This is a genomic window from Mycolicibacterium sp. XJ870 (assembly GCF_053483975.1).
Genome location: NZ_JBEFTI010000001.1, coordinates 943,074 through 963,628 on the forward strand (window position 1 = coordinate 943,074; position 20,555 = coordinate 963,628).

Consider the following 20,555-nt stretch of genomic DNA (forward strand, 5'->3'; position numbering starts at 1 on the left):
CCTAACGCCTGCCCAGTAGTGACTGAGTGCGCGCCGGAGCCTTGGCGGGCAGATCAGCGAGGATGTCGGCGAGGGTGACGCTCTCCAGGCTGGCCCGCCACGCCTCGTGGGCGTCGGCCATCTTCACCGCGAGGATGCACTCGTGTCTGCACCAGCTCGCCGGTAGCGCGCCACGGCCCTGCTGCCGGATCTCGCGGCATTCGTACGGCGGGGAAGCTCCGTCGACGGCTTCGACGATCTGCAACAGCGTGATCTCGGCGGGTGCCCGGCCGAGCCGGAAACCGCCACGCGGGCCGGTAGTCGCGGCCAGCACCCCCGCCCGGGTCAGCGCCTGCAACTGCTTGGCGAGATAGGCCGCCGGAAGGTCGAAGTACTCGGCGAGATCTGCCGCCGACGCCGTGGCACCGGGTTCCAGTTGGGCCAGCGACGTCGCGCAGTGCAGCGCCCATTCGGTGGCAACGGGAAGTTTCACAGCCTCGATTGTATTACAGATATTACGGACCTATATAGTCCGAGATACACAGACAACGGAACGGAGACATCATGCGAATCGCAGTTGCGGGCGCCACCGGGAATATCGGGGCGCGGCAGGTGGCCGCTTTGGAGCAGTCCGGACACGAGGTCGTGCCCATCAGCCGCTCACGCGGCGTGAACCTGGCCACCGGGGAAGGGCTCGATGCTGCGCTGGCCGAGGTGCAGGCGGTCGTCGACGTGACCAGCGCCCCACCCGCCGACCGGAACGCGACGGTGGATTACCTCGGCACGGGCACCCGTAACCTGCTCGCCGCCGAGCAGCGCGCCGGCGTCGGCCACCACGTACTGCTCTCGATCGTCGGAATCCACGGCGTCGAGGGCAACCCGCACTACGCCGGAAAGCGCGAGCAGGAGCGCCTGATCGAGGCAGGAGGCGTGCCGTGGACGATCGTGCCCGCCACGCAGTTCCACGATTTCGCGGAGATGGTGGTCGGCTGGACAGAACAGGACGGCCCTGCAGGTCTGACTGCGCCCGTCGCCCCACTTCTCGTCCAGCCGATCGATCCCGACGACGTCGCCGGCATTCTCGCCGAGGTCGCCGTCGGTGCGCCGCAGGGCCGGTACGCCGATGTCGCGGGTCCGCAGACCCAGGACCTGGTGGACATGGCGCGCCGGACGCTTGCAGTGCGCGGACGTGACGTGACATTGGTGCCGACATGGTCGGCGGTGTTCGGCGTGGAGATGGCCGGCAATGCACTGTTGCCCGGAGACGGCGCACGCATCGCGCCGACGACGTTCGAGGAGTGGCTCGACCGACAGCGGTAGGTCGGCATGTCGGCTGCCCCTGCCATGATGGACGCCATGCCGCTAGAGGCTCCCACCCCAACCATGGGCGATCTGGACGACGAGCAGCGCGAAGCGGTGCTCGCCGCCCGCGGCCCGGTGTGCGTGCTGGCCGGCGCAGGCACCGGCAAGACCCGCACCATCACGCGCCGGATCGCGCACCTGGTGGCGGCCGGGCATGTCGCGGCCAGCCAGGTGCTGGCGGTGACGTTCACCGCGCGGGCGGCCGGCGAGATGCGGGGCCGGCTTCGGACGCTCGGCCACGAGTCGGGGGTGGGCACCGGGTCGGTGCAGGCGGTGACGTTTCACGCCGCCGCCCGTCGGCAGCTGCAGTACTTCTGGCCGCGGCTGGTCGGTGACACCGGGTGGGAATTGTTGGACAGCAAGTTCTCCGTGGTGGCCCAGGCCGCGAGCCGGTCCGGCATGCAGACGAGCACCGACGACGTGCGCGACCTCGCTGGTGAAATCGAATGGGCCAAGGCATCTTTGATCACCCCGGAGGCGTACGGCGCAGCGGTCGCGAAGGTCGGCCGCGATATTCCGTTCGACGCGGAGAAGGTGGCCGCCGTCTACGCCGGATACGAGGCGGTCAAGGCCCGCCGGGACGGTTCGGCCCTGCTGGACTTCGACGATCTGCTGCTGCACACCGCAGCCGCGATCGAGAACGATGCCGCGGTGGCCCAGGAATTCCGGGACCGCTACCGCTGTTTCGTGGTCGACGAGTACCAGGACGTCACACCGTTGCAGCAGCGGGTGCTCGATGCCTGGCTTGGCGATCGGGATGATCTGACCGTGGTCGGTGACGCCAACCAGACCATCTACTCCTTCACCGGCGCCACCCCGCGGTACCTGCTGGATTTCTCCCGGCGGTTCCCCGACGCCGCGGTGGTGCGCCTGGAACGTGACTACCGGTCCACGCCGCAAGTGGTGTCACTGGCCAACCGGGTCATCGCCGCCGCGCGCGGCCGGATGGCGGGCAGCAAGCTACACCTGGTGGGCCAGCGCGACCCGGGCCCGGTGCCGACGTTCTCCGAGTATTCCGACGAGGTCGCCGAGGCCAATGCGGTCGCCAAGTCGATCAAGAAGCTGATCGAATCGGGAACGGCCCCAGCCGAAATCGCGGTGCTGTACCGGATCAACGCCCAGTCGGAGGTCTACGAGGAGGCGCTCACCGAGGCGGGTGTCGCGTTCCAGGTGCGCGGCGGGGAGGGGTTCTTCAGTCGCCAGGAGATCCGCCAGGCCTTGGTGGCCTTGCAGCGCAGCGCCCAGCGGGAGGTCACGCAGGACGATCTGCCTGCGCTCGTGCGCGAATTGCTCGAGCCGCTGGGGTTGACGGCCCAACCTCCGACGGGCACCCGGGCGCGGGAGCGTTGGGAGGCGCTGAACGCGCTCGCCGAACTGGTCGACGAAGAGGTCGCGCTGCGGCCCGAGCTCGACCTGCGAGCGCTGGTCACCGAACTGCGCCAGCGCGCCGACGCGCGCCACCCACCGGTGGTGCAGGGCGTGACTCTGGCCTCGCTACACGCGGCCAAGGGCTTGGAGTGGGACGCGGTGTTCCTGGTCGGCCTGGCCGACGGCACCCTCCCGATCTCCCATGCGCTCGCTCATGGCCCGGACAGTGAGCCGGTGGAGGAGGAACGCAGGCTGCTCTATGTCGGGGTCACCCGCGCAAGGGTGCACCTCGCGCTGAGCTGGGCCCTGGCGCGCACCCCAGGCGGACGGCAGGGGCGCCGGCCGTCGCGATTCCTCAATGGCATTGCGCCGCAGACTCAGGGCAGCAAGTCCACCGGGCCCGACCGGCCCCGACGCCAGCGTGGCCCCGCGCCGCGCTGTCGGGTGTGCAACGCCGCCCTCACCACGCCCTCGGCGATCATGTTGCGGCGCTGTGAAACCTGCCCTGCCAACCTTGACGAGGAGTTGCTCGCCGAGCTCAAGGAGTGGCGGCTGCGCGTCTCCAAGGAGATGAAGGTGCCTGCGTACGTGGTGTTCACCGACAACACCCTGATCGCCATAGCCGAGGCGCTGCCGGCCGACGAGGCTGCACTGGTGGCGATCCCCGGCATCGGTGCCCGCAAGCTCGAGCAGTACGGGCCGGACGTCCTCGAGCTGGTGAAGGACCGTCAAGGTTCGTAAAAATCATGCCAAAACCGCAGGTAGAAAATAGGTTGTGCGATCCGGCTGTTAGGCTTTAGCCTCAAGATCACAACTCGTGCGGCGAGACGGAAGGAGGGTGCCCGCAATGGATAGCAACACAATGTTCAGTGGTGTAGCGGTTGCAGGCACGCCGAGGTCCTTCCATGCTGTCGAAGCCGTTGCGAAAGCGGCATACCTCGTGCCGCAAGAGCCTGCCGCACATCACGCCGGCGCCGGATGGCCGGCCGCCGCTGCCATTGCACCGCAGCGCAAGCGCCCCATCGCCGCCGCGAACTGCGTGTCCGTGGATCGGAGTCCTTTCTAGGTAGCTCCATCACAAGCCGAATGGCCACGGACCCGCACTCAACCGGATCCGTGGCCAATTTTTTCGGAGTTGTTCTCCACACCCCCGAAACCTGGTCGCAGATCCCGCAGACAGATCGCCGACAAACAACGACCAGGAAGCAGGGGGACAAGCACATGTCCATTGCGATGAGCGCTCCAGGAATGAGCGTCGCGCCGGTGACATGCGAACAGCGGCTGCCGGCGGTGCCGTGCCACATCGGTGATCCCGATCTGTGGTTCGCCGAAAGCCCCGTCGAGCTCGAGCGGGCGAAGGCGCTGTGCACGGATTGCCCGATCCGTCGCGAATGCCTTTCTGCCGCGCTGGAACGGCAAGAGCCGTGGGGTGTTTGGGGCGGTGAGATCATCGACCGCGGAACCATCGTGGCACGCAAGCGGCCGCGTGGGCGTCCGCGCAAGGCCGCCTGAAACGATTTGTCACGCTGGAGTGACGCCCGAGACTGAGCGCCACTCCAGCGTGACAACGACCAGCGGGTCTGAGGTCGCGCCCTACGCGGCCTTTTCGGCGAATCCTGGAACCAGTTCGGTGGCAATCGATTTGACGGGCACATGCGCGTCGAGCTGGCTGCAGATGGCGGTGGTCGACGCGATCACCCGCAACGGGATCGCCAGTTTCGCCGGCAGGTCGAGTTGGCGTGCCATCTTGATCAGGGCCACTGAATTGTCCAACTGGCCCGCCGCCATCCGCTGGATCCACCGCCGGGTGTAGTGGAAGACCTCGACCTCGACCGGTTCGACGTACTGGCGCAACATGTCGTCGACTTCTTGGATTGAAACCTGTTGGCCCTGCTGGATGAAGCCGGCACTCTCCATCGCGGGCAGCAGGTCTTCGTAGTTCTTGTCCCGGGCGAGTCGGATCGTTTCGCCGAGGGAGACCGGGAAACCGCCCGGCATCGGTGCCACCGCGCCGAAGTCGATGACGCCCATCCGGCCGTCGGGCAGCAGCATGAAGTTCCCGGGATGGGCGTCGCCGTGCATCATTTCCAGCCGCCCGGGGGCGCCGAACGTCAGCTCCGTGAGCCGGGTGCCCATCAAGTCGCGTTGCTCGGGCGTGCCGTCGCGAATGATCACCGACATCGGGATGCCGTCCATCCATTCGGAGATCACGACCTTCGGCGCGCTGGCGATCACGGCCGGCACGGCGAAATGCGGATCATCGCGGTAAGCCTTGGCGAACGCACGCTGATTGTCGGCCTCCAGCCGATAATCGAGTTCCATGTCGGTGCGTTCGATCAGTTCGTCGACGATGCCCTGGATATCGGCACCGGGAGCCAGCTGCTTGAAGACGCCCACGAGCCGCTGGATGGACTTCAGGTCCGCCCGCAGCGCCTCGTCCGCACCCGGGTATTGGATCTTGACCGCGACCTCGCGGCCGTCGGACCAGACACCCTTGTGCACCTGGCCGATGCTGGCCGAGGCGACCGGGGTGTCGTCGAAGGAGGTGAACCGATCGCGCCACTTGGTGCCGAGCTGCGCGTCGAGTACGCGGTGCACCTTGGCTACCGGCAGCGGCGGGGCATCCTTCTGCAGCTTGGTCAACGCCTCGCGATACGGTTTGCCGTACTGCTCGGGGATCGCGGCTTCCATCACCGACAGCGCTTGGCCCACCTTCATCGCGCCGCCCTTGAGCTCGCCCAGCACGGTGAACAATTGCTGCGCGGCCTTGTCCATCAACTCGGCAGTGACCTCATCCTTGGACCTGCCGGTCAGCCGTTTGCCCAAGCCCAGCGCGGCCCGTCCGGCGATGCCCACAGGCAGGCTTGCCAGTTTCGCATTCCGGGCGACGCTTCCGCGTTTCATGTCAGACACCAGACCATCATCCATGACTCTGCTGAACGTGCCTCAACCAACTGGCAACAATCGTTTTCAACACGGACAGTCGGGGTGCCGTGACCAGCGGCGCGTCACGATCGAATACCCGTCGGCGTCGAGCTCGAGGGTGGTGTCAAGCGTCGGCGGCGGTTCTGGCACCCGATCGCCGGCCTCGCTGATCGCCCGGATCACCAGGTCGACCTGACGTAGTGCCACCGCCGCGGTGGCCAGAATGGTGGCCCGGCCGGCCGTGCCGACAGCGCCGCGCAACTGGGCGGCCACCGCGGGCCAGGCCGCGTCTCTCTCGCTGCGGTGCAAGTCCGCGCACTGCAGGCAGCTGGTCACCCCGGGGATGACGAGCGGGCCCACCAGCCCGGCGCCGTCGCGAACCCGCACCGGTAGGTGCGCAACACCGGACCGATGCAGTTCGCGCAGCACGCGGGGTTCGGCCACCAGGTAGTCGGCGAGCACCACGAGGTCGGTCGGGCCGGGCAGCGCCGAGGCGTGGGGTTTGGCGCTGCGTGTGACGCGGGCGCCCGAGCAGCGCAGGGCGCCGGCCAGCAGCTCCGACAGTGGGCCGCGGCCGTGGATGCGGATAGCCGCCGTCCGTGCGGGCCGTTGTGGGACGGTCAGCACGCCGGCTTCGGTGAGTGCGGCGAGCACCTCGTCGACGGCCGCGTTGTCGAATTGGGTTGCCTCAGCGAGCAACTCATCGTGCGTGACGCCGCCCTGCAGGGTGCGCAGGAGTGCGCTCAGCTGGATCTGGGTCATTCCGGCGGGGGGACGCACCAGCACGGCGCGCCGCGGATCCCATCCCACCTGTACTGCGCCGTCGGGCCGGAGCAACACCGGTTTGCCTGCCGCGAGGACATACCGCGCCGTCATGCGACGACTCTGCCATGCGGCGCGCCTGCGGCGAATCAGTTATCCACAGGGCTCAGGAGTCGCGACGTCCTTCGGGCTCGTCGCCCTGGTCGTCCTGCCCCTTCTCGAGATCGCGCGCCTGGTCGAGAGCTTGTTCGATAGCGCTGTCGATGCCGCTGGTGTCCCCGCCGACCATCCGGTCGATGAACCCGGCCGGTTCGTCAAGATCGGTCGAGTTCGGCAACAGGTCCGGGTGCTGCCACACGCCGTCGCGGGCATCTGCGCCGACCGCCTCGGTCAGCCGCTCCCACAGCGCCGCCGCTTCCCGCATCTTGCGGGGACGCAGTTCCAGGCCGACGAGGGTGGCGAAGGTCTGTTCGGCCGGGCCACCGGTCGCCCGGCGTCGACGCAGGGTTTCGGACAGTGCCGAGGTGCCGGGGATGCGATCGCCCAACGCGGCGGTGACGACGGTCTGTACCCAGCCCTCGATCAGGGCGAGCAGAGTCTCCAGCCGCTCCAGCGCAGCCTCCTGCTCGGGTGTGGCCTTCGGCTCGAAAATGCCTTGATTGAGCAGTCGTTCCATCTCCGACGGATCGCTCAGCGACGCCGGGTTGAAGCCTTGGGCGAAGTCCTCGATGCCGGACATGTCGACTTTCATGCCTTTCGCGAATGCCTCGACCGCGCCCATCAGCTGGCTCGTCAGCCACGGCACGTGGCTGAACAGCCGGTGATGTGCGGCTTCGCGGGCCGCCAGGAAGGTCAGGATCTCACTGCGCGGGCGTTCCAGTCCCTCGGCCAGCGATTCGATCGCCTCGGGCATCAGCGCGGCCACGCCTTTGGGCCCCAGCGGCAGCCCGGTGTCGGTGGAGGTCAGCACTTCTCGGGACAGCTTGCCAAGCGCCTGGCCCAGCTGCGATCCGAAGGCCATGCCGCCCATCTGCGACATCATCGCCAGTAGTGGTCCGGCCATGCTCTTGGCCTCTTCCGGCAGCGCCGAGGCCCACACCGTGGAGATCTGCTCGGCCACCGGATCACACAACCGCTTCCAGGCCGCCAGGGTGTGGTCGAGCCAGTCGCTGGGAGTCCATGCCACAGCTCTGGTGGTTCCGGCGGGCAGCGGCGTCACGCCGTCGAGCCAGGTGTCGGCCAGATGCACCGCGTCGGCGACCGCGGCGCTGGTCTTCTCCGGAACCGGGGCCACGAATCCGATCGAGCTGTTGGCCAATTGGCGGGCCAGGTCGTAGTTGACCGGCCCGGACTGGGCGCCGCCGGCCATCGCACCGCCGGCACCGCTGAACATCTCGCCCAGTTTGGTGAAGATCTGCCCGAGATCGCCCATGTCGAAGTTGGATCCGCCCATGCCCAATCCGAACGGATCCGACCCCGGACCAGGTCCGGAGCCGCCGGAACCGGACCCCGGGTTTGGGTCTTTTCTGGGCTTGTCTCGGTCGGGGTCGTCCCCGGCGGAGAAGCCGAAGGGCAGGTCAGCCATAGCCTCAACGGTACTCATGACGGGGTATCTGCGTATCCGTGCGGGTCACGCTGTGAGTGAACTCGACACCGCAGGCTTTACTGTGGGCGGCGTGAACAGGCGGATTTTGACGCTGCTGGTTGCGCTGGTGCCTATCGTGGCGTTCGGCGTGCTGCTCTCGGTGGTGAAGGTGCCCTTCGTGTCTCTGGGGCCCGGTCCGACGTTCGACACCCTCGGCGAGGTGGAGGGCAAGCAGGTCGTGGACATAAAGAGCACCGAGGGTGCAGACGTCACGCTGCATCCCACCTCCGGACACCTGAACATGACCACGGTGTCCCAGCGTGACGGCCTGACGCTGGGCCAGGCGCTCACGCTGTGGATGTCGGGCCGCGAGCAGCTGGTTCCGCGCGACCTGGTGTACCCGCCGGACAAGTCCAAGGACGAGATCGACGAGGCGAACAGCGCCGACTTCAAGAACTCCGAGGACAGCGCCGAGTACGCCGCATTGTCCTTTCTGAAGTTCCCGAAGTCCGTGACGGTGCAGGGCGTGACCGATCCCGGTCCGTCGGTGGGGAAGCTGCAGGATGGCGACGCCATCGACGGGGTCAACGGCAAGCCGGTCGCCAACCTCGACGAGTTCCAGGCACTCCTGAAGACGACCAAGCCGGGCGACTCGCTCGTCATCGACTACCGCCGCAAGAATGCCCCGGCCGGGACCGCGACGGTCACCCTCGGGGACAACCCCGACCGGGATTACGGCTACCTGGGCATCGGTGTGCTCGACGCGCCGTGGGCGCCGTTCGACATCGACTTCAACCTCGCCAACATCGGCGGTCCGTCGGCCGGTCTGATGTTCAGCCTGGCCGTCGTCGACAAGCTGACCACCGGTGACCTCAACGACGGCAAGTTCATCGCCGGCACCGGGACCATCACCGGCGAGGGCGAGGTCGGCTCCATCGGCGGGATAACTCACAAGATGCTCGCGGCAAGGGAAGCCGGCGCCTCGGTGTTCCTGGTGCCTGCCGACAACTGCATCGAGGCCCGCTCCGCACCGCAGGACGGCCTCGAGTTGGTGAAGGTGGAAACGCTCACCCAGGCCGTCGATGCACTGCACGCACTTTCCGCTGGTGGCGAACCTCCGCGCTGCTGACCCGCCCAGTGGCGGCAGGTGACTAGAGTGGCAAGAAATCGGTCGGGCCGCATCAGGGCTCGTCGCGTTCTTTCGGAACCTGAGACTGGAGTTGACGAGTGGGTATGCGGCCCGCGGCGAGGATGCCGAAGCTGACACGACGTAACCGGGGTCTGATCGGACTGGCACTGGTCGCGGTGCTCCTGTTGTTGATCGGCCCTAGGTTCATCGACACCTACGTCGATTGGCTGTGGTTCGGCGAGCTGGGTTACCGCTCGGTGTTCACCACCGTTTTGGCCACCCGGATCATCGTGTTCCTCGTGGTGGCGCTGTTGATCGGGACCATCGTGTTCGCCGGGCTGGCGCTGGCTTACCGGACCCGTCCGGTGTTCGTGCCGACCGTCGGTCCCAACGATCCGGTGGCCAAGTACCGCACCACGGTGATGTCGCGGCTGCGGTTGTTCGGCATCGGCATTCCGCTCGCCATCGGGCTGCTCGCCGGGCTCATCGCGCAGAGCTACTGGGTGCGGGTGCAGCTGTTCCTGCACGGCGGCGACTTCGGCACCACCGATCCGCAGTTCGGCCTCGATCTCGGGTTCTATGCCTTCGATCTGCCGTTCTACCGACTGGTTCTGACCTATCTGTTCGTCGCGACGTTCCTGGCTCTGGTGGCGAATCTGCTCGGCCACTACCTGTTCGGTGGCATCCGTCTGTCGGGCCGTACCGGAGCGGTGAGCCGCGCCGCCCGCATTCAACTGATCAGTCTGGTCGGTGCCCTCATCCTGCTCAAGGCGTTCGCCTACTGGCTGGACCGGTACGAGCTGCTGAGCAACACCCGGGCCGCCAAACCGTTCACCGGTGCCGGCTACACCGACATCAACGCGGTTTTGCCGGCCAAACTGATCCTGCTGGCCATCGCGGTCATCTGTGCGGTCGCGGTGTTCTCCGCGATCGTGCTGCGGGATTTGCGGATTCCGGCCATCGGTGTGGCGCTGCTGCTGCTGAGCTCGGTGGTGGTCGGTGCGGGCTGGCCGCTGATCGTCGAGCAGTTCAGCGTCAAACCCAATGCGGCGCAGAAGGAAAGCGAATACATCAGTCGCAGCATCGCCGCGACCAGGCAGGCTTACGGGCTGACCAATGAAACGGTGACCTACCGCAACTACGAGGCCAACACCCAGACGACGGCGGCGCAGGTCGCCGCCGACCGGGCGACCACGTCGAACATCCGGTTGCTCGACCCGGCGATCGTCAGCCCGGCATTCACGCAGTTCCAGCAGGGCAAGAACTTCTTCTACTTCCCGGATCACCTGGCCATCGACCGCTACGTCGGCCCCGACGGCAATCTGCGTGACTACGTGGTGGCGGCCCGCGAGCTCAACCCGGACCGGTTGATCGACAACCAGCGCGACTGGATCAACCGGCACACCGTGTACACCCACGGCAACGGATTCATCGCCTCCCCGGCCAACACGGTGCGCGGTATCGCCAACGATCCCAACCAGAACGGCGGCTATCCGGAGTTCCTCACCAGCGTTGTCGGGGCCAACGGCAGCGTGGTCTCACCCGGCCCCGCTCCGCTGGACCAGCCCCGCATCTACTTCGGCCCGGTGATCGCCAACACCGCCGCCGACTACGCGATCGTGGGTAAGAACGGCGACGCCGACCGCGAGTACGACTACGAGACCAACACCGAAACCAAGAACTACACCTACTCCGGCAGCGGTGGCGTTCCCGTCGGCAACTGGATGGCGCGGGCCGTGTTCGCGGCGAAGTTCGCCGAACGGAACTTCCTGCTTTCCAATGTGATCGGCGAGAACAGCAAGATCCTGTTCAACCGTGATCCGGCCGAGCGGGTGGAGGCGGTTGCCCCGTGGCTGACCACCGACACCAGCGTGTACCCCGCGATCGTCAACAAGCGGATGGTCTGGATCGTCGACGGCTACACCACGCTGGACCACTACCCGTATTCGGAGTTGACGACGCTGTCGAGTGCGACCGCCGATTCCAACGAGGTGGCGGTCAACCGGTTGGCGCCGGACAAGCAGGTGTCCTACATCCGTAACTCGGTGAAGGCCACCGTCGACGCCTATGACGGCAAAGTCACGCTGTATGCACAGGACGAGCAGGACCCGGTGCTGCAGGCCTGGATGAAGGTTTTCCCCGACACCATCAAGCCCAAGAGCGACATCACTCCCGAACTGCAGGAGCACCTGCGGTACCCGGAGGATCTGTTCAAGGTGCAGCGGGCCCTGCTGGCCAAGTACCACGTCGACGACCCGGTGAAATTCTTCACCAACGCCGACTTCTGGGATGTCCCGCTGGATCCGAACCCGACTGCCAGCAGCTTCCAGCCGCCGTATTACATTGTCGCCAAAGACATTGCCAACAACGACAATTCGGCGTCGTTCCAGCTGACCAGTGCGATGAACTGGATCCGGCGCGACTTCCTGGCCGCCTACATCAGCGCCAGCTCCGACCCGTCGAACTACGGCAAGCTCACGGTGCTGACCATTCCGGGTCAGGTCAACGGTCCCAAGCTGGCCTTCAACGCCATCAGTACCGACACCGCGGTGAGCCAGGACCTCGGCGTCATCGGCCGCGACAACACGAACCGGATCCGGTGGGGCAACCTCCTGACCCTTCCGGTGGCTGACGGTGGCCTGCTCTACGTGGCACCCGTGTATGCCTCGCCAGGGGCCAGCGATGCGGCGTCGTCGTATCCGCGCCTCATCCGCGTGGCGATGATGTACAACGACCGCGTCGGCTACGGCCCGACGGTCAGCGATGCACTCACCGAGTTGTTCGGTCCGGGTGCCGGTGCCACGGCGACCAACGTCGCGCCTACTGACGGTCGGCCACAAGCCGCGCCTGCACCCATCGGCGAGCAGCCGTCCGCCGCTGCACCGCCCGTCAACCAGGCTGACGGTGCGCCGCAAGCGCCCGCCCCCGCGGCAGCAATTCCACCGGGTGGGCCGGTGCAGCTCTCGGGAGCCAAAGCGGCGGCGCTGCAGGATATTCAGACGGCCATGACGGGACTGCGTGATGCGCAGCGCAGCGGTGACTTCGCGAAGTACGGCGAGGCGTTGCAGCGCCTCAACGACGCGATGGCGAAGTACGACAGCGCCAGGTAAGACAGCGCCAAGTAGCTAGCCCCTAGCCTTGCCCCGCGAGCGTGCGGGTCTGCTGGTCGACACGCCGCTCGCGGGCAGCATTTTGAGCACGCTCGCCGCTGGTCGGTGCGACGTTTAAGATGCCCCGGTGCGCTATCGCTTGCTGGGGCCGTTGCAGGTGGTGCGCGCCGGTCATGGGGCTAGCGAAGCGACGGGGCAGGGTATGCCGGTCGACATCGGCGCACCCAAACAGCGGACGGTCCTGGCGATGCTGCTGCTTGCGCAGGGCCGCGTCGTCTCGGTCGATCGCCTGATCGATGCGGTCTGGGGCGACGATCCGCCGGCCAGTGCCACAGCCAGTCTGCAGGCCTACATATCGAACCTGCGCCGTGTGTTGCGGGACGGTTCGGCCGCATCGCCGATCGTGCGTCAGCCGCCCGGGTACTACCTCGACGTGCCCGCCGATGCGGTCGATCTGAAGGTCTTCGAGGCAGCGTGTGTTCATGCCGCCACAGCAGTGGAACAGGCCCGCTGGGCTGACGCGCTGACCGCCGCCGACGCGGCACTGGAATTGTGGCGCGGTCCGTTTCTCGATGACCTGCGCGACCAGGACTGGGCCACGCCGGACGCCGCCCGCGCCGGGGAACTGCAATCGGAATGCGTCGATCACCGAATCACGGCGCTGCTGGCGCTGGGACGGATGTCCGCAGCCCTGGCCGGGGTGTCGCAACTACGTTCTGCCGAGCCACTTTCCGACCGCGGCTGCTGGTTGCACATGCTGACGCTGTACCGGGTGGGGCGTGCCTCGGAAGCGCTGGAAACCTACGTCCGGCATGCCCGGTTGCTCGACGACGAGCTGGGGTTGGTGCCCGGCACCGAGCTGCGCGAGTTGCAGACCGCGATCCTGCGCCAAGCCCCCGAACTGGCGGCTTGGCCCAGGCCCCCGGAGTGGACGGGGGCGGGGGAGGTGCCCGCCCCGGCGGCGCCGACGGCCCCGGCCACGGCACCAAAGTCGGGGCGTCCGGAACTGATCGGGCGTGATCGTGAATTGATTGTTGCCGCAGATCTTCTCGCCGCGGTAAGGGCAGGGGAGGCGCGGTGGCTGGTGCTGTCCGGTCCGCCCGGTATCGGCAAGACCCGTCTGGCCGAGGAGGTTGACGACCGGTTCGATGCCGAGGCTGTCTGGGTGACCTGCCCGGACGAACCCAACACGCCGCCGTGGTGGCCGATGCGACAGCTGGTGCGAGCGTTGGGCGGCGATGCCGATGAAGTCCTGGAGGTGCCGGCGCACGCAGACCCCGATACTGCACGCTTCCGCGTGTACGAGCGGGTGCAGACGCTGTTGGAGTCGGCGCGACGGCCGCTCGTGGTCGTGATCGACGATGTGCAGTGGGCGGATTCGACCTCGGCGAGCTGCCTGGCCTACATCGCCGGTGCGCTGTGGGGCCATCCCGTCGCGGTGCTGCTCACTGTCCGCGACGGCGAGCACTCCGCCGAGGTTTCGCGCCTGTTGGAGACGGTGGCCCGCGGAGAGGGAAACAGGCACCTCGCGCTCAGCGCGTTGTCGTCGAAAGATGTTGCAGTACTTGCCAACCAGGTATCCGAGGATGTCGTCGACGACGACGAGGCCGTTGTTCTCGCCGAGCGGACCGGCGGCAATCCCTTCTTCGTCTCCGAATACGCGCGGTTGCCGCCGGGCGAGCGCGGCCAGATTCCGGTAGCGGTCAAGTCGGTGCTGGAGCGACGACTCGCTGGGCTGGCTCCCGACGTGCTGGGTGTGTTGCGTGTGGCGGCCGTCATCGGTGACGCGATCGATGCCGACGCTGTATCGGTGCTCGGAAACGTTGCAGGACTCGACTTCGACGGGCTGGCCGATCACCTCGATGCCGCCGCCGACGAGCGCATCGTGGTCACTGCGCACTCTGGCGACGGCTATGCGTTCGCCCACGGCCTGTTACGTGAACACCTCGTCGCCGGGCTGCCGGCGTTGCGCCGCCAACGACTGCACGCACAGATCGCAAAGGCGCTGGCGGACAGCACATCCGAAGATGCGGTAACGCGCCGGGCCCAGCACCTTGTGGCCGCGCAACCGCTGGCCGATCCGCAGGAGGTGGTCTCGGCCTGCCGGCTGGCCGCTGAACAGGCCACGCAGCGGTGGAGCTCGGACATCGCGGCCCGTTGGTGGCAGGAGGCACTGGACGCCTACGACAGCTTGCCGGCGGCCGCGCGCAGCAACGCCGAGCGCGACGCGCTGACAGTGTCGATGTTGGAAGCACATTCGCGAGCCGGCCGCGGCCGGTTGGTACTCGATACCGTCGAGCGGTACCTCGCCGACGCATTGCGTAGCGAACGTGCTGATACGGCGGGCCGGGTCGCCAGTGCGCTGCTGCGGGCAAGCGGGGGATGGCCATGGCTCGGGCCCGGCGACGATCCCGGTGCGCTGCTTGCGCTGTTGGGGCGGGCGGCTGCCATGGCTAACGCGTCCCCAGCCGCCGGCGCGCGGGTACTGGCGGCGCTGGCCGTCGGACACTGTTACCACCTGGACCCCACACTGGCTGCCGGCTACCTCGACCATGCCGAGGAACTGGCCGACAGTACAGGTGATTCCGACGTCATCGCCGATGTGCTGATGGGCCGACTCATCACCTACTCCGGTGTGGCGTCGTTCAGCCGGCGGACGTTCGACTGGATTACCCGGTTGAACTCGCTGGGGCACAGCAGGTCCCGTGAAGATTCGGTGATCGCCCATTCGGTTGCCACCATGGCTGCGATGACACTGGCCGACGTCTCGCTGGCCGAACACCACCTACGGGCAGGTATCGAGGGCAGTGAAGAACTCCGGCTTCCGGTGCTACGTGCCCAATTGCGTTGGATGGAAGCGGTGTTGGCGATGTGGCGTGGCGACTTCGCCGAGGCACAACGGCATCACTCGATCGCGGCGCACGTGCACGAGCAGACTGAACTCTATGTCGCGGGCAGCGGTCTGGTGGCCGCGGTGACGTTGTTGCGTGAACGGGGTGGACCGATCGGGCCCGGCTGGTCCGGCCTGCAGGGCGGCGACGAGACCGGCGGACAGGGCATGGAAGCCCTGGTGCACACCGCGCTGTTGACGATCGACACGGGCACCCGGGCCGAGGCCGCTGAGCGACTGAACGAGTGGACGGCAGATGAAGGCCGCGGCGAGGTGTGGACAACGCTGGGCCACCTCACCTGGCTGGCCCATCTGGCGGCCGACCAGGAAATGGTCGAGTATGCGAGGCCACTCTTGGCAGCGCTGCAACCATTCGTCGACTACATCGCGGTGATCGGCCAGGTCGGGCTGGCCGGACCGGTGGCGCTGGCGACGGCCCGGTTGCATGCGGTGCGCGGCGACCGGCTGCGGGCACTGCAAGATCTGGGCCGTGCCGCGGACATCGGACACCGCCTCGGTGGTAGGCCGACGCTGCTGCGGTGTGCGCTGCTGGCCTGTCAGCTCGACGACGACGGACCGGCGCGGCGTGCGACGGCGCGAGCCCTGGCCGCCGAAGCGGAGGCGCTGGGGATGCGCGGCATCGCGGCGCGCGCGTCCCTCCTGGCTTGACTTGCCAGTTTCTTGAGCTGGTCACCAAGGGAACGCCAAGCGGGTCGGGTGATGCTCGACGCGCTTCGCCTGGACATCCTTGGAGGACACCCCATGACCCTGACCGACCTTCCGCATGACGGACTTTCCGACGCGCTCGACGGACTACGCGCCCATGTTGTGGCCCCCGTCGCGTTGCCCGGTGAAGCCGGCTACGAGCGAGCCTCCCCCTGGAATTTGGCTGCTGCCGTCGAGCCGGCCGCGGTTGTCCTGGCGACCTCGGCCTACGACATCGCCAACACCGTGCGCTTCGCCGCCGCCCGCGGCCTGCGGGTGGCTGTGCAGGCAACCGGCCACGGCGCCCTGGCTGTCACCCGCGACACCATCCTTGTCGTTACATCCGGAATGATCAGCTGCACAGTCGATCCGCCTACCCGCACCGCGCGAGTGGCGGCCGGCGCCAAGTGGCAGCACGTGCTCGACGCTGCCGCGCCGCACGGTCTGGCCGCGCTGTGCGGGTCGTCGCCCAACGTCGGGGTGGTCGGATTTCTCACGGGATGCGGGATCGGGCCTCTGGTTCGTACGGTGGGGTTGTCGTCGGACTACGTGCGGTCGTTCGAGTTGGTCACCGGGGCAGGGGAATTGCTACGCGCGACGCCCGAGGAGAACGCGGAGTTGTACTGGGGTCTGCGGGGCGGTAAGTCGACGCTCGGCATTGTGACTGCCGTCGAGATCGATCTGTTGCCGATTCCGGAATTCTTTGGCGGAGCAGTGTATTTCGACGGCGCCGAGGCCGAGGCGGTGCTCAGCGTGTGGAGTCAGTGGTCGGCCGGTCTGCCGGACTCGGTCAACACGTCGATCGCCCTGCAGCAGTTGCCGCCGTTGCCGGGCGTGCCCAAGCCGCTGGCCGGGCGGTTGACGGTCGCGGTGCGTTACACCGCCACTGGTGATTTCGCGCGAGCCACGCGGCTCCTGGAGCCCATGCGCGCGGCAGCAGCGCCGATCCTGGACACCGTTGCCGTGCAGCCCTATGCCGCCATCGGTTCAGTGCACGCCGACCCAGTGGAACCCATGCCGATCCACGAACACCAGACTCTGCTGCGCGAGTTTCCACCCGGCGCCGTAGAGGCCCTCCTCGACGTGGCAGGGCCGGATTCGGGATCAGTGCAGACCATCGTGGAAGTGAGAATGCTCGGTGGCGCCCTTACACGTGAGCCACGTCACCGCAGTGCTTTCTGCCACCGCGAGGCCGCCTATGCGGTCACCATCCTCGGGGTCCCCGCGCCACCCGTGGCCGACGCGGTTCGCGGCCAGGCCGCGGCGCTCATCGACGCCCTGGCGCCCTGGTCCACCGGCGGGCAGCTGCCCAACTTCGCGCCGTCGGATGACGCGGGCCGCGCCGCGCGCCTCTACGACGAGGACACCCGCCACTGGCTGGCCGCGCTCGCCGACCGCTACGACCCGGCCGGGGTGTTCCGGTGCGGCCAGGTGGTGCGGTTTATGGGGTGATTTCTGGGTAAAAACCAGCTCTGAGCACCCGATTTGGAGCAGTACACCCGCCCCGGTAACCTTGTATTTACCAACGCGGGGTGGAGCAGCTCGGTAGCTCGCTGGGCTCATAACCCAGAGGTCGCAGGTTCGAATCCTGTCCCCGCTACTAACGAAAATGGCTCTCGGAGATTCTCTCCGGGGGCCATTTTCTATGGCGCAGTGAACAGGGTCGGGGAACGTCGGGCCCGGAGAAATTGATTTTCTGCCCTAAGGTTTCACACCTACCCTGGAGGGCTGCACGAACGACGTCGGGGGAGACATAGGAGAGGCAATGACCACGGGCCCGACCACGGGGGAGACCGCGACGCTTCAGCGTCCCCAGGCCAGCGCCAATGTGATCATCGCGCTGTTGGTCGGCTCGGCGTTCGTGATGATCCTCAACGAGACGATCATGAGCGTCGCGCTGCCTGCTCTGATCGTCGACCTCGACATCGCCGCGAGTACGGCGCAATGGCTCACCAGTGGCTTCCTGCTGACGATGGCCGTGGTGATCCCGATGTCCGGCTCTCTGTTGCAGCGCTTTCCGGTGCGCAGCATCTACCTGGCGTCGATGGGATTCTTCTGCGTGGGCACGCTGGTGGCCGCACTGGCGCCGGGCTTCGCTGTCCTGCTGGCCGGCCGGATCGTGCAGGCGTGCGGTACCGCCGTCATGGTGCCGTTGCTGATGACGACGGTGATGAGGTTGGTCCCGGCCGAGCGGCGCGGGCAGATGATGGGCACCATTTCGATCGTCATCGCCGTCGCCCCGGCGATCGGGCCGACGCTGTCGGGTTTCATCCTGGGCTCGCTCAATTGGCGGTGGATGTTCTGGATCGTGCTGCCCATTGCGCTCGTTGCGCTGGCGGCCGGCCTCCGGTGGCTGCACGTCGATGACGAACGGCAGGAGCCGACGCCGATCGATTCCGTCTCGGTGCCGCTGTCGGCGATCGCGTTCGCGGGCTTGGTGTTCGGGCTCACACGGCTGGGTGAGTCAAGTCACGGCGGACAGGGCGTACCCGCATGGGTGCCGATGATTGTCGGCGCGGTGGCGATGGTTCTGTTCGGTGCGCGGCAGGTGCAGTTGCAGCGACGCGACCGCGCGTTCCTGGACCTGCGGCCGTTCGCCTATCGACGGTTCTCGGTGTCGCTGACCCTCGTGGTGGTCGGCTTCATGGGACTGTTCGGCGCGATCATCATGGTGCCGCTGTATGTCCAGGACGTGCTGGGGCAGAGCGCGTTGGCCGCCGGATTGACAAGCTTGCCAGGCGGTGTACTGATGGGGCTGGCCGGCCCGATCGTCGGGCGCGCCTATGACCGACACGGTGCCCGGCGGCTCGTTGTGCCGGGATCGGTGATGCTCTGCGCGTCGCTGTGGGGCTTCACGCTGCTGTCGGCGGCGTCCCCCATCTGGGAACTTGTTGTCCTGCAGACGATTATGATGGTGGGGCTGTCAATGATGTTCACGCCGTTGATGACCGACGCGCTCGCCGTCCTGCCTGACCGGCTCTACTCGCATGGCAGCGCCATCATGACGACGCTGCAACAGGTCGCGGGAGCGGCGGGTACCGCGTTGTTCGTGATGGTCATGACCAAGGCGTCCCAGTCGGGCGGGGCCCCGGATCTGCCCGGCGTGCATGCCGCCTTCATGGTCGCGGCGGTGATCGGCGTGGCCGCCGTCGTCGTGTCGTTCTTCACCGCGCCCCGGCCGTGCCCCGCGGGTGGTACGCCGACGCACTGAGGGTCTCCAAGCCGGGCAGCAAAAGTACTTGACCTCATGCCTGTCGCAGTGCGAGTCTGGTCGACTTGCCTCGCCCACGAACAAACCACGAACTGATGACTCTCACCGACACCGACATGACCGCGACGACCGCCGGACGCACCGGCGGCGTTGACGCACACCGGAACCCGATCACGGACCTGACCGGATGGCTGGATGGCCTGGACGGTGGCGTCCGGCCGGCGCTGCGTGCCCTCGGCGAACTGCTGGTCGGTGTCGCCGAGAGCGAAAGCGGTGAAACCGCAGAGCGATTCACTGCCCGGTGCCTGGGTGTTGCAGACTGCGGGCACCTGCTCGACGAGGAACGCCCGCTGAACCCGGTGTCACGCTTGACCATTGCGGTCGCGTTGGCGCAGTGGATCGACGAGTACGCAGATGACTGCGAGATCGGTCCGGGTGAGTACACCAACCCGCCGAAGTGGACCCAGACCGATATCGGCGGTCAACGCTTCCGTCATCCGATGTGCCTGCGTGTGTACTTCCCTACCGGGACTCTGCTCGACGACGCTGGATGTGTCATCTACATCGAGGCCCGCGAGAGCGTCATGCAATACGCCGAGGTGAGCGCCTACGTAACACCGGACCATCAAGGACATGCCCGCACCGTGCTGGATCGGCTGGCCGAGCGGGCCAACACGCTCAACCCGTACCGGGGCCGGGCGGTGCGCGCCACCTACAACCAGGGATTGAGCCTTTCCGTCATCGATCTGCCGTCCACGGCGACCCGTGAGAATGTCATCGTGTCCGACGACGTGTGGAACGAGGTGGATCTCGGGATCACTGCGGTGCGCGACCGTTACGACATGCTCAACGCACACGGCCTCGGCGCGAGGCGCGGTGTGCTGCTGTGCGGTCCGCCCGGCACGGGCAAGTCGGCAGTGAGCGCGGTGGTGGCCCGGGCCGTCGTCGGTGAATTCACCGTGATCTACGTCGAAGCCAAGGCCGGGGCGGCCCTGCTCACCGCCGTCGTCGAAGAGGCCCAGCGACTGGGCGGTCCGGTGTTACTCGTGTTGGAGGACGTCGACCTGTGGTGCCAGGACCGCGCCACCGGAGATTCGGGTCTGTCGGAACTGTTGCAGGCCATGGATATCCAGCCGGAAGCCCGCATCCTCACGCTCGCCTCCACCAATGATGCCGCGACTTTGGACAAGGCAGCGATCCGCACCGGGCGCTTTGATTCCATCGTCGAAGTCGGTTACCCGAACCACGTCTCGGCGGTCCGCATCTTGGCCGCACTCATCGCAGGCCTGCCCGGTGGGGAGAATGTCGACGCGGCCGCGGTGGTTGCCGCGCTGCCGGAGAACACCAGCGGCAGTGACATTCGCGAAGTTGTGCGCCGGGCCGTCCTCGCCGGCGACGACGGAAACATCAGCACTGCGACCCTGCTGGCCGAGGTGGGCAGCGGGCGCTACCGGGCCACGGTTCCGGCAGGGATGTATCTGTAGTCCAGGTTCAGGCGTCGAACGTGAACTTGATGGCTACATGAGGCA

At 67.1% G+C, this 20,555-nt stretch carries 12 protein-coding genes, 1 tRNA gene and 2 pseudogenes; 11 read left to right on the forward strand and 4 right to left on the reverse strand.

The features are described from left to right. Window position 1: 1 nt before the first annotated feature. Window positions 2–472: an RrF2 family transcriptional regulator gene (locus tag ABQF30_RS04805; protein WP_448461520.1), complete on the reverse strand. Its 471-nt coding sequence runs from the start codon at window positions 470–472 to the stop codon at window positions 2–4. A 71-nt stretch (window positions 473–543) separates the two neighbouring features. On the opposite strand from ABQF30_RS04805, the gene ABQF30_RS04810 reads away from it, so the two are divergent. The 3 genes from ABQF30_RS04810 to ABQF30_RS04820 all read left to right on the forward strand — a co-directional run bounded on the left by ABQF30_RS04810 (window position 544) and on the right by ABQF30_RS04820 (window position 4,221). Continuing rightward, a complete protein-coding gene (locus ABQF30_RS04810) occupies window positions 544–1,299 on the forward strand; it encodes an SDR family oxidoreductase (protein WP_448461522.1) in 756 nt (251 codons plus the stop codon). 6 nt (window positions 1,300–1,305) lie between these two features. After that, a complete protein-coding gene (locus tag ABQF30_RS04815) occupies window positions 1,306–3,450 on the forward strand; it encodes an ATP-dependent DNA helicase UvrD2 (protein WP_448461524.1) in 2,145 nt (714 codons plus the stop codon). 480 nt (window positions 3,451–3,930) lie between these two features. Beyond that, entirely contained in the window at window positions 3,931–4,221 is a 291-nt protein-coding gene (locus tag ABQF30_RS04820) for a WhiB family transcriptional regulator (RefSeq protein WP_448461526.1), read from the forward strand. An 81-nt stretch (window positions 4,222–4,302) separates the two neighbouring features. Here ABQF30_RS04820 and ABQF30_RS04825 read toward each other — a convergent pair whose 3' ends face one another. Genes ABQF30_RS04825 through ABQF30_RS04835 form a run of 3 tightly spaced genes read right to left on the reverse strand, consistent with a single transcriptional unit; the run spans window position 4,303 to window position 7,981 of the window. Then, window positions 4,303–5,637 carry a macrolide-binding ATPase MABP-1 gene (locus ABQF30_RS04825; RefSeq protein WP_448461528.1) on the reverse strand — a complete coding sequence of 445 codons (1,335 nt, stop codon included), beginning with the start codon at window positions 5,635–5,637 and terminating at the stop codon, window positions 4,303–4,305. A gap of 42 nt (window positions 5,638–5,679) precedes the next feature. After that, a complete protein-coding gene (locus ABQF30_RS04830; protein WP_448461530.1) occupies window positions 5,680–6,510 on the reverse strand; it encodes a bacteriocin biosynthesis cyclodehydratase domain-containing protein in 831 nt (276 codons plus the stop codon). Between the two features lie 52 nt (window positions 6,511–6,562). Beyond that, the gene (locus tag ABQF30_RS04835) at window positions 6,563–7,981 is read right to left on the reverse strand and encodes a zinc-dependent metalloprotease (protein ID WP_448461532.1); all 1,419 of its coding nucleotides are present in this window, start codon (window positions 7,979–7,981) and stop codon (window positions 6,563–6,565) included. A gap of 91 nt (window positions 7,982–8,072) precedes the next feature. Here ABQF30_RS04835 and ABQF30_RS04840 point away from each other — a divergent pair, with 91 nt between their 5' ends. The 8 genes and pseudogenes from ABQF30_RS04840 (at window position 8,073) to ABQF30_RS04875 (ending at window position 20,510) form a co-directional block, all read left to right on the forward strand. Then, on the forward strand, window positions 8,073–9,110 hold the full coding sequence (locus ABQF30_RS04840; protein WP_448461534.1) for a YlbL family protein: 1,038 nt from the start codon (window positions 8,073–8,075) through the stop codon (window positions 9,108–9,110). 98 nt (window positions 9,111–9,208) lie between these two features. Further along, a complete protein-coding gene (locus ABQF30_RS04845) occupies window positions 9,209–12,220 on the forward strand; it encodes a UPF0182 family protein (RefSeq protein ID WP_448461535.1) in 3,012 nt (1,003 codons plus the stop codon). A gap of 202 nt (window positions 12,221–12,422) precedes the next feature. Continuing rightward, window positions 12,423–13,046 (forward strand): annotated as a pseudogene (locus tag ABQF30_RS04850) (AfsR/SARP family transcriptional regulator); the annotation flags it as partial. 189 nt (window positions 13,047–13,235) lie between these two features. Next, window positions 13,236–15,779: pseudogene (locus ABQF30_RS04855) on the forward strand (ATP-binding protein); the annotation flags it as partial. Between the two features lie 93 nt (window positions 15,780–15,872). Next, the gene (locus tag ABQF30_RS04860) at window positions 15,873–17,267 is read left to right on the forward strand and encodes an FAD-binding oxidoreductase (RefSeq protein ID WP_448461537.1); all 1,395 of its coding nucleotides are present in this window, start codon (window positions 15,873–15,875) and stop codon (window positions 17,265–17,267) included. A gap of 74 nt (window positions 17,268–17,341) precedes the next feature. After that, window positions 17,342–17,415 (forward strand) — tRNA-Met (locus ABQF30_RS04865). Window positions 17,416–17,580: 165 nt separating this feature from the next. After that, window positions 17,581–19,026 (forward strand): DHA2 family efflux MFS transporter permease subunit, encoded by a 1,446-nt coding sequence (locus tag ABQF30_RS04870; RefSeq protein ID WP_448461539.1) that lies wholly within the window; start codon window positions 17,581–17,583, stop codon window positions 19,024–19,026. Window positions 19,027–19,121: 95 nt separating this feature from the next. Next, the gene (locus ABQF30_RS04875; protein ID WP_448461541.1) at window positions 19,122–20,510 is read left to right on the forward strand and encodes an AAA family ATPase; all 1,389 of its coding nucleotides are present in this window, start codon (window positions 19,122–19,124) and stop codon (window positions 20,508–20,510) included. Window positions 20,511–20,555 lie beyond the last annotated feature (45 nt).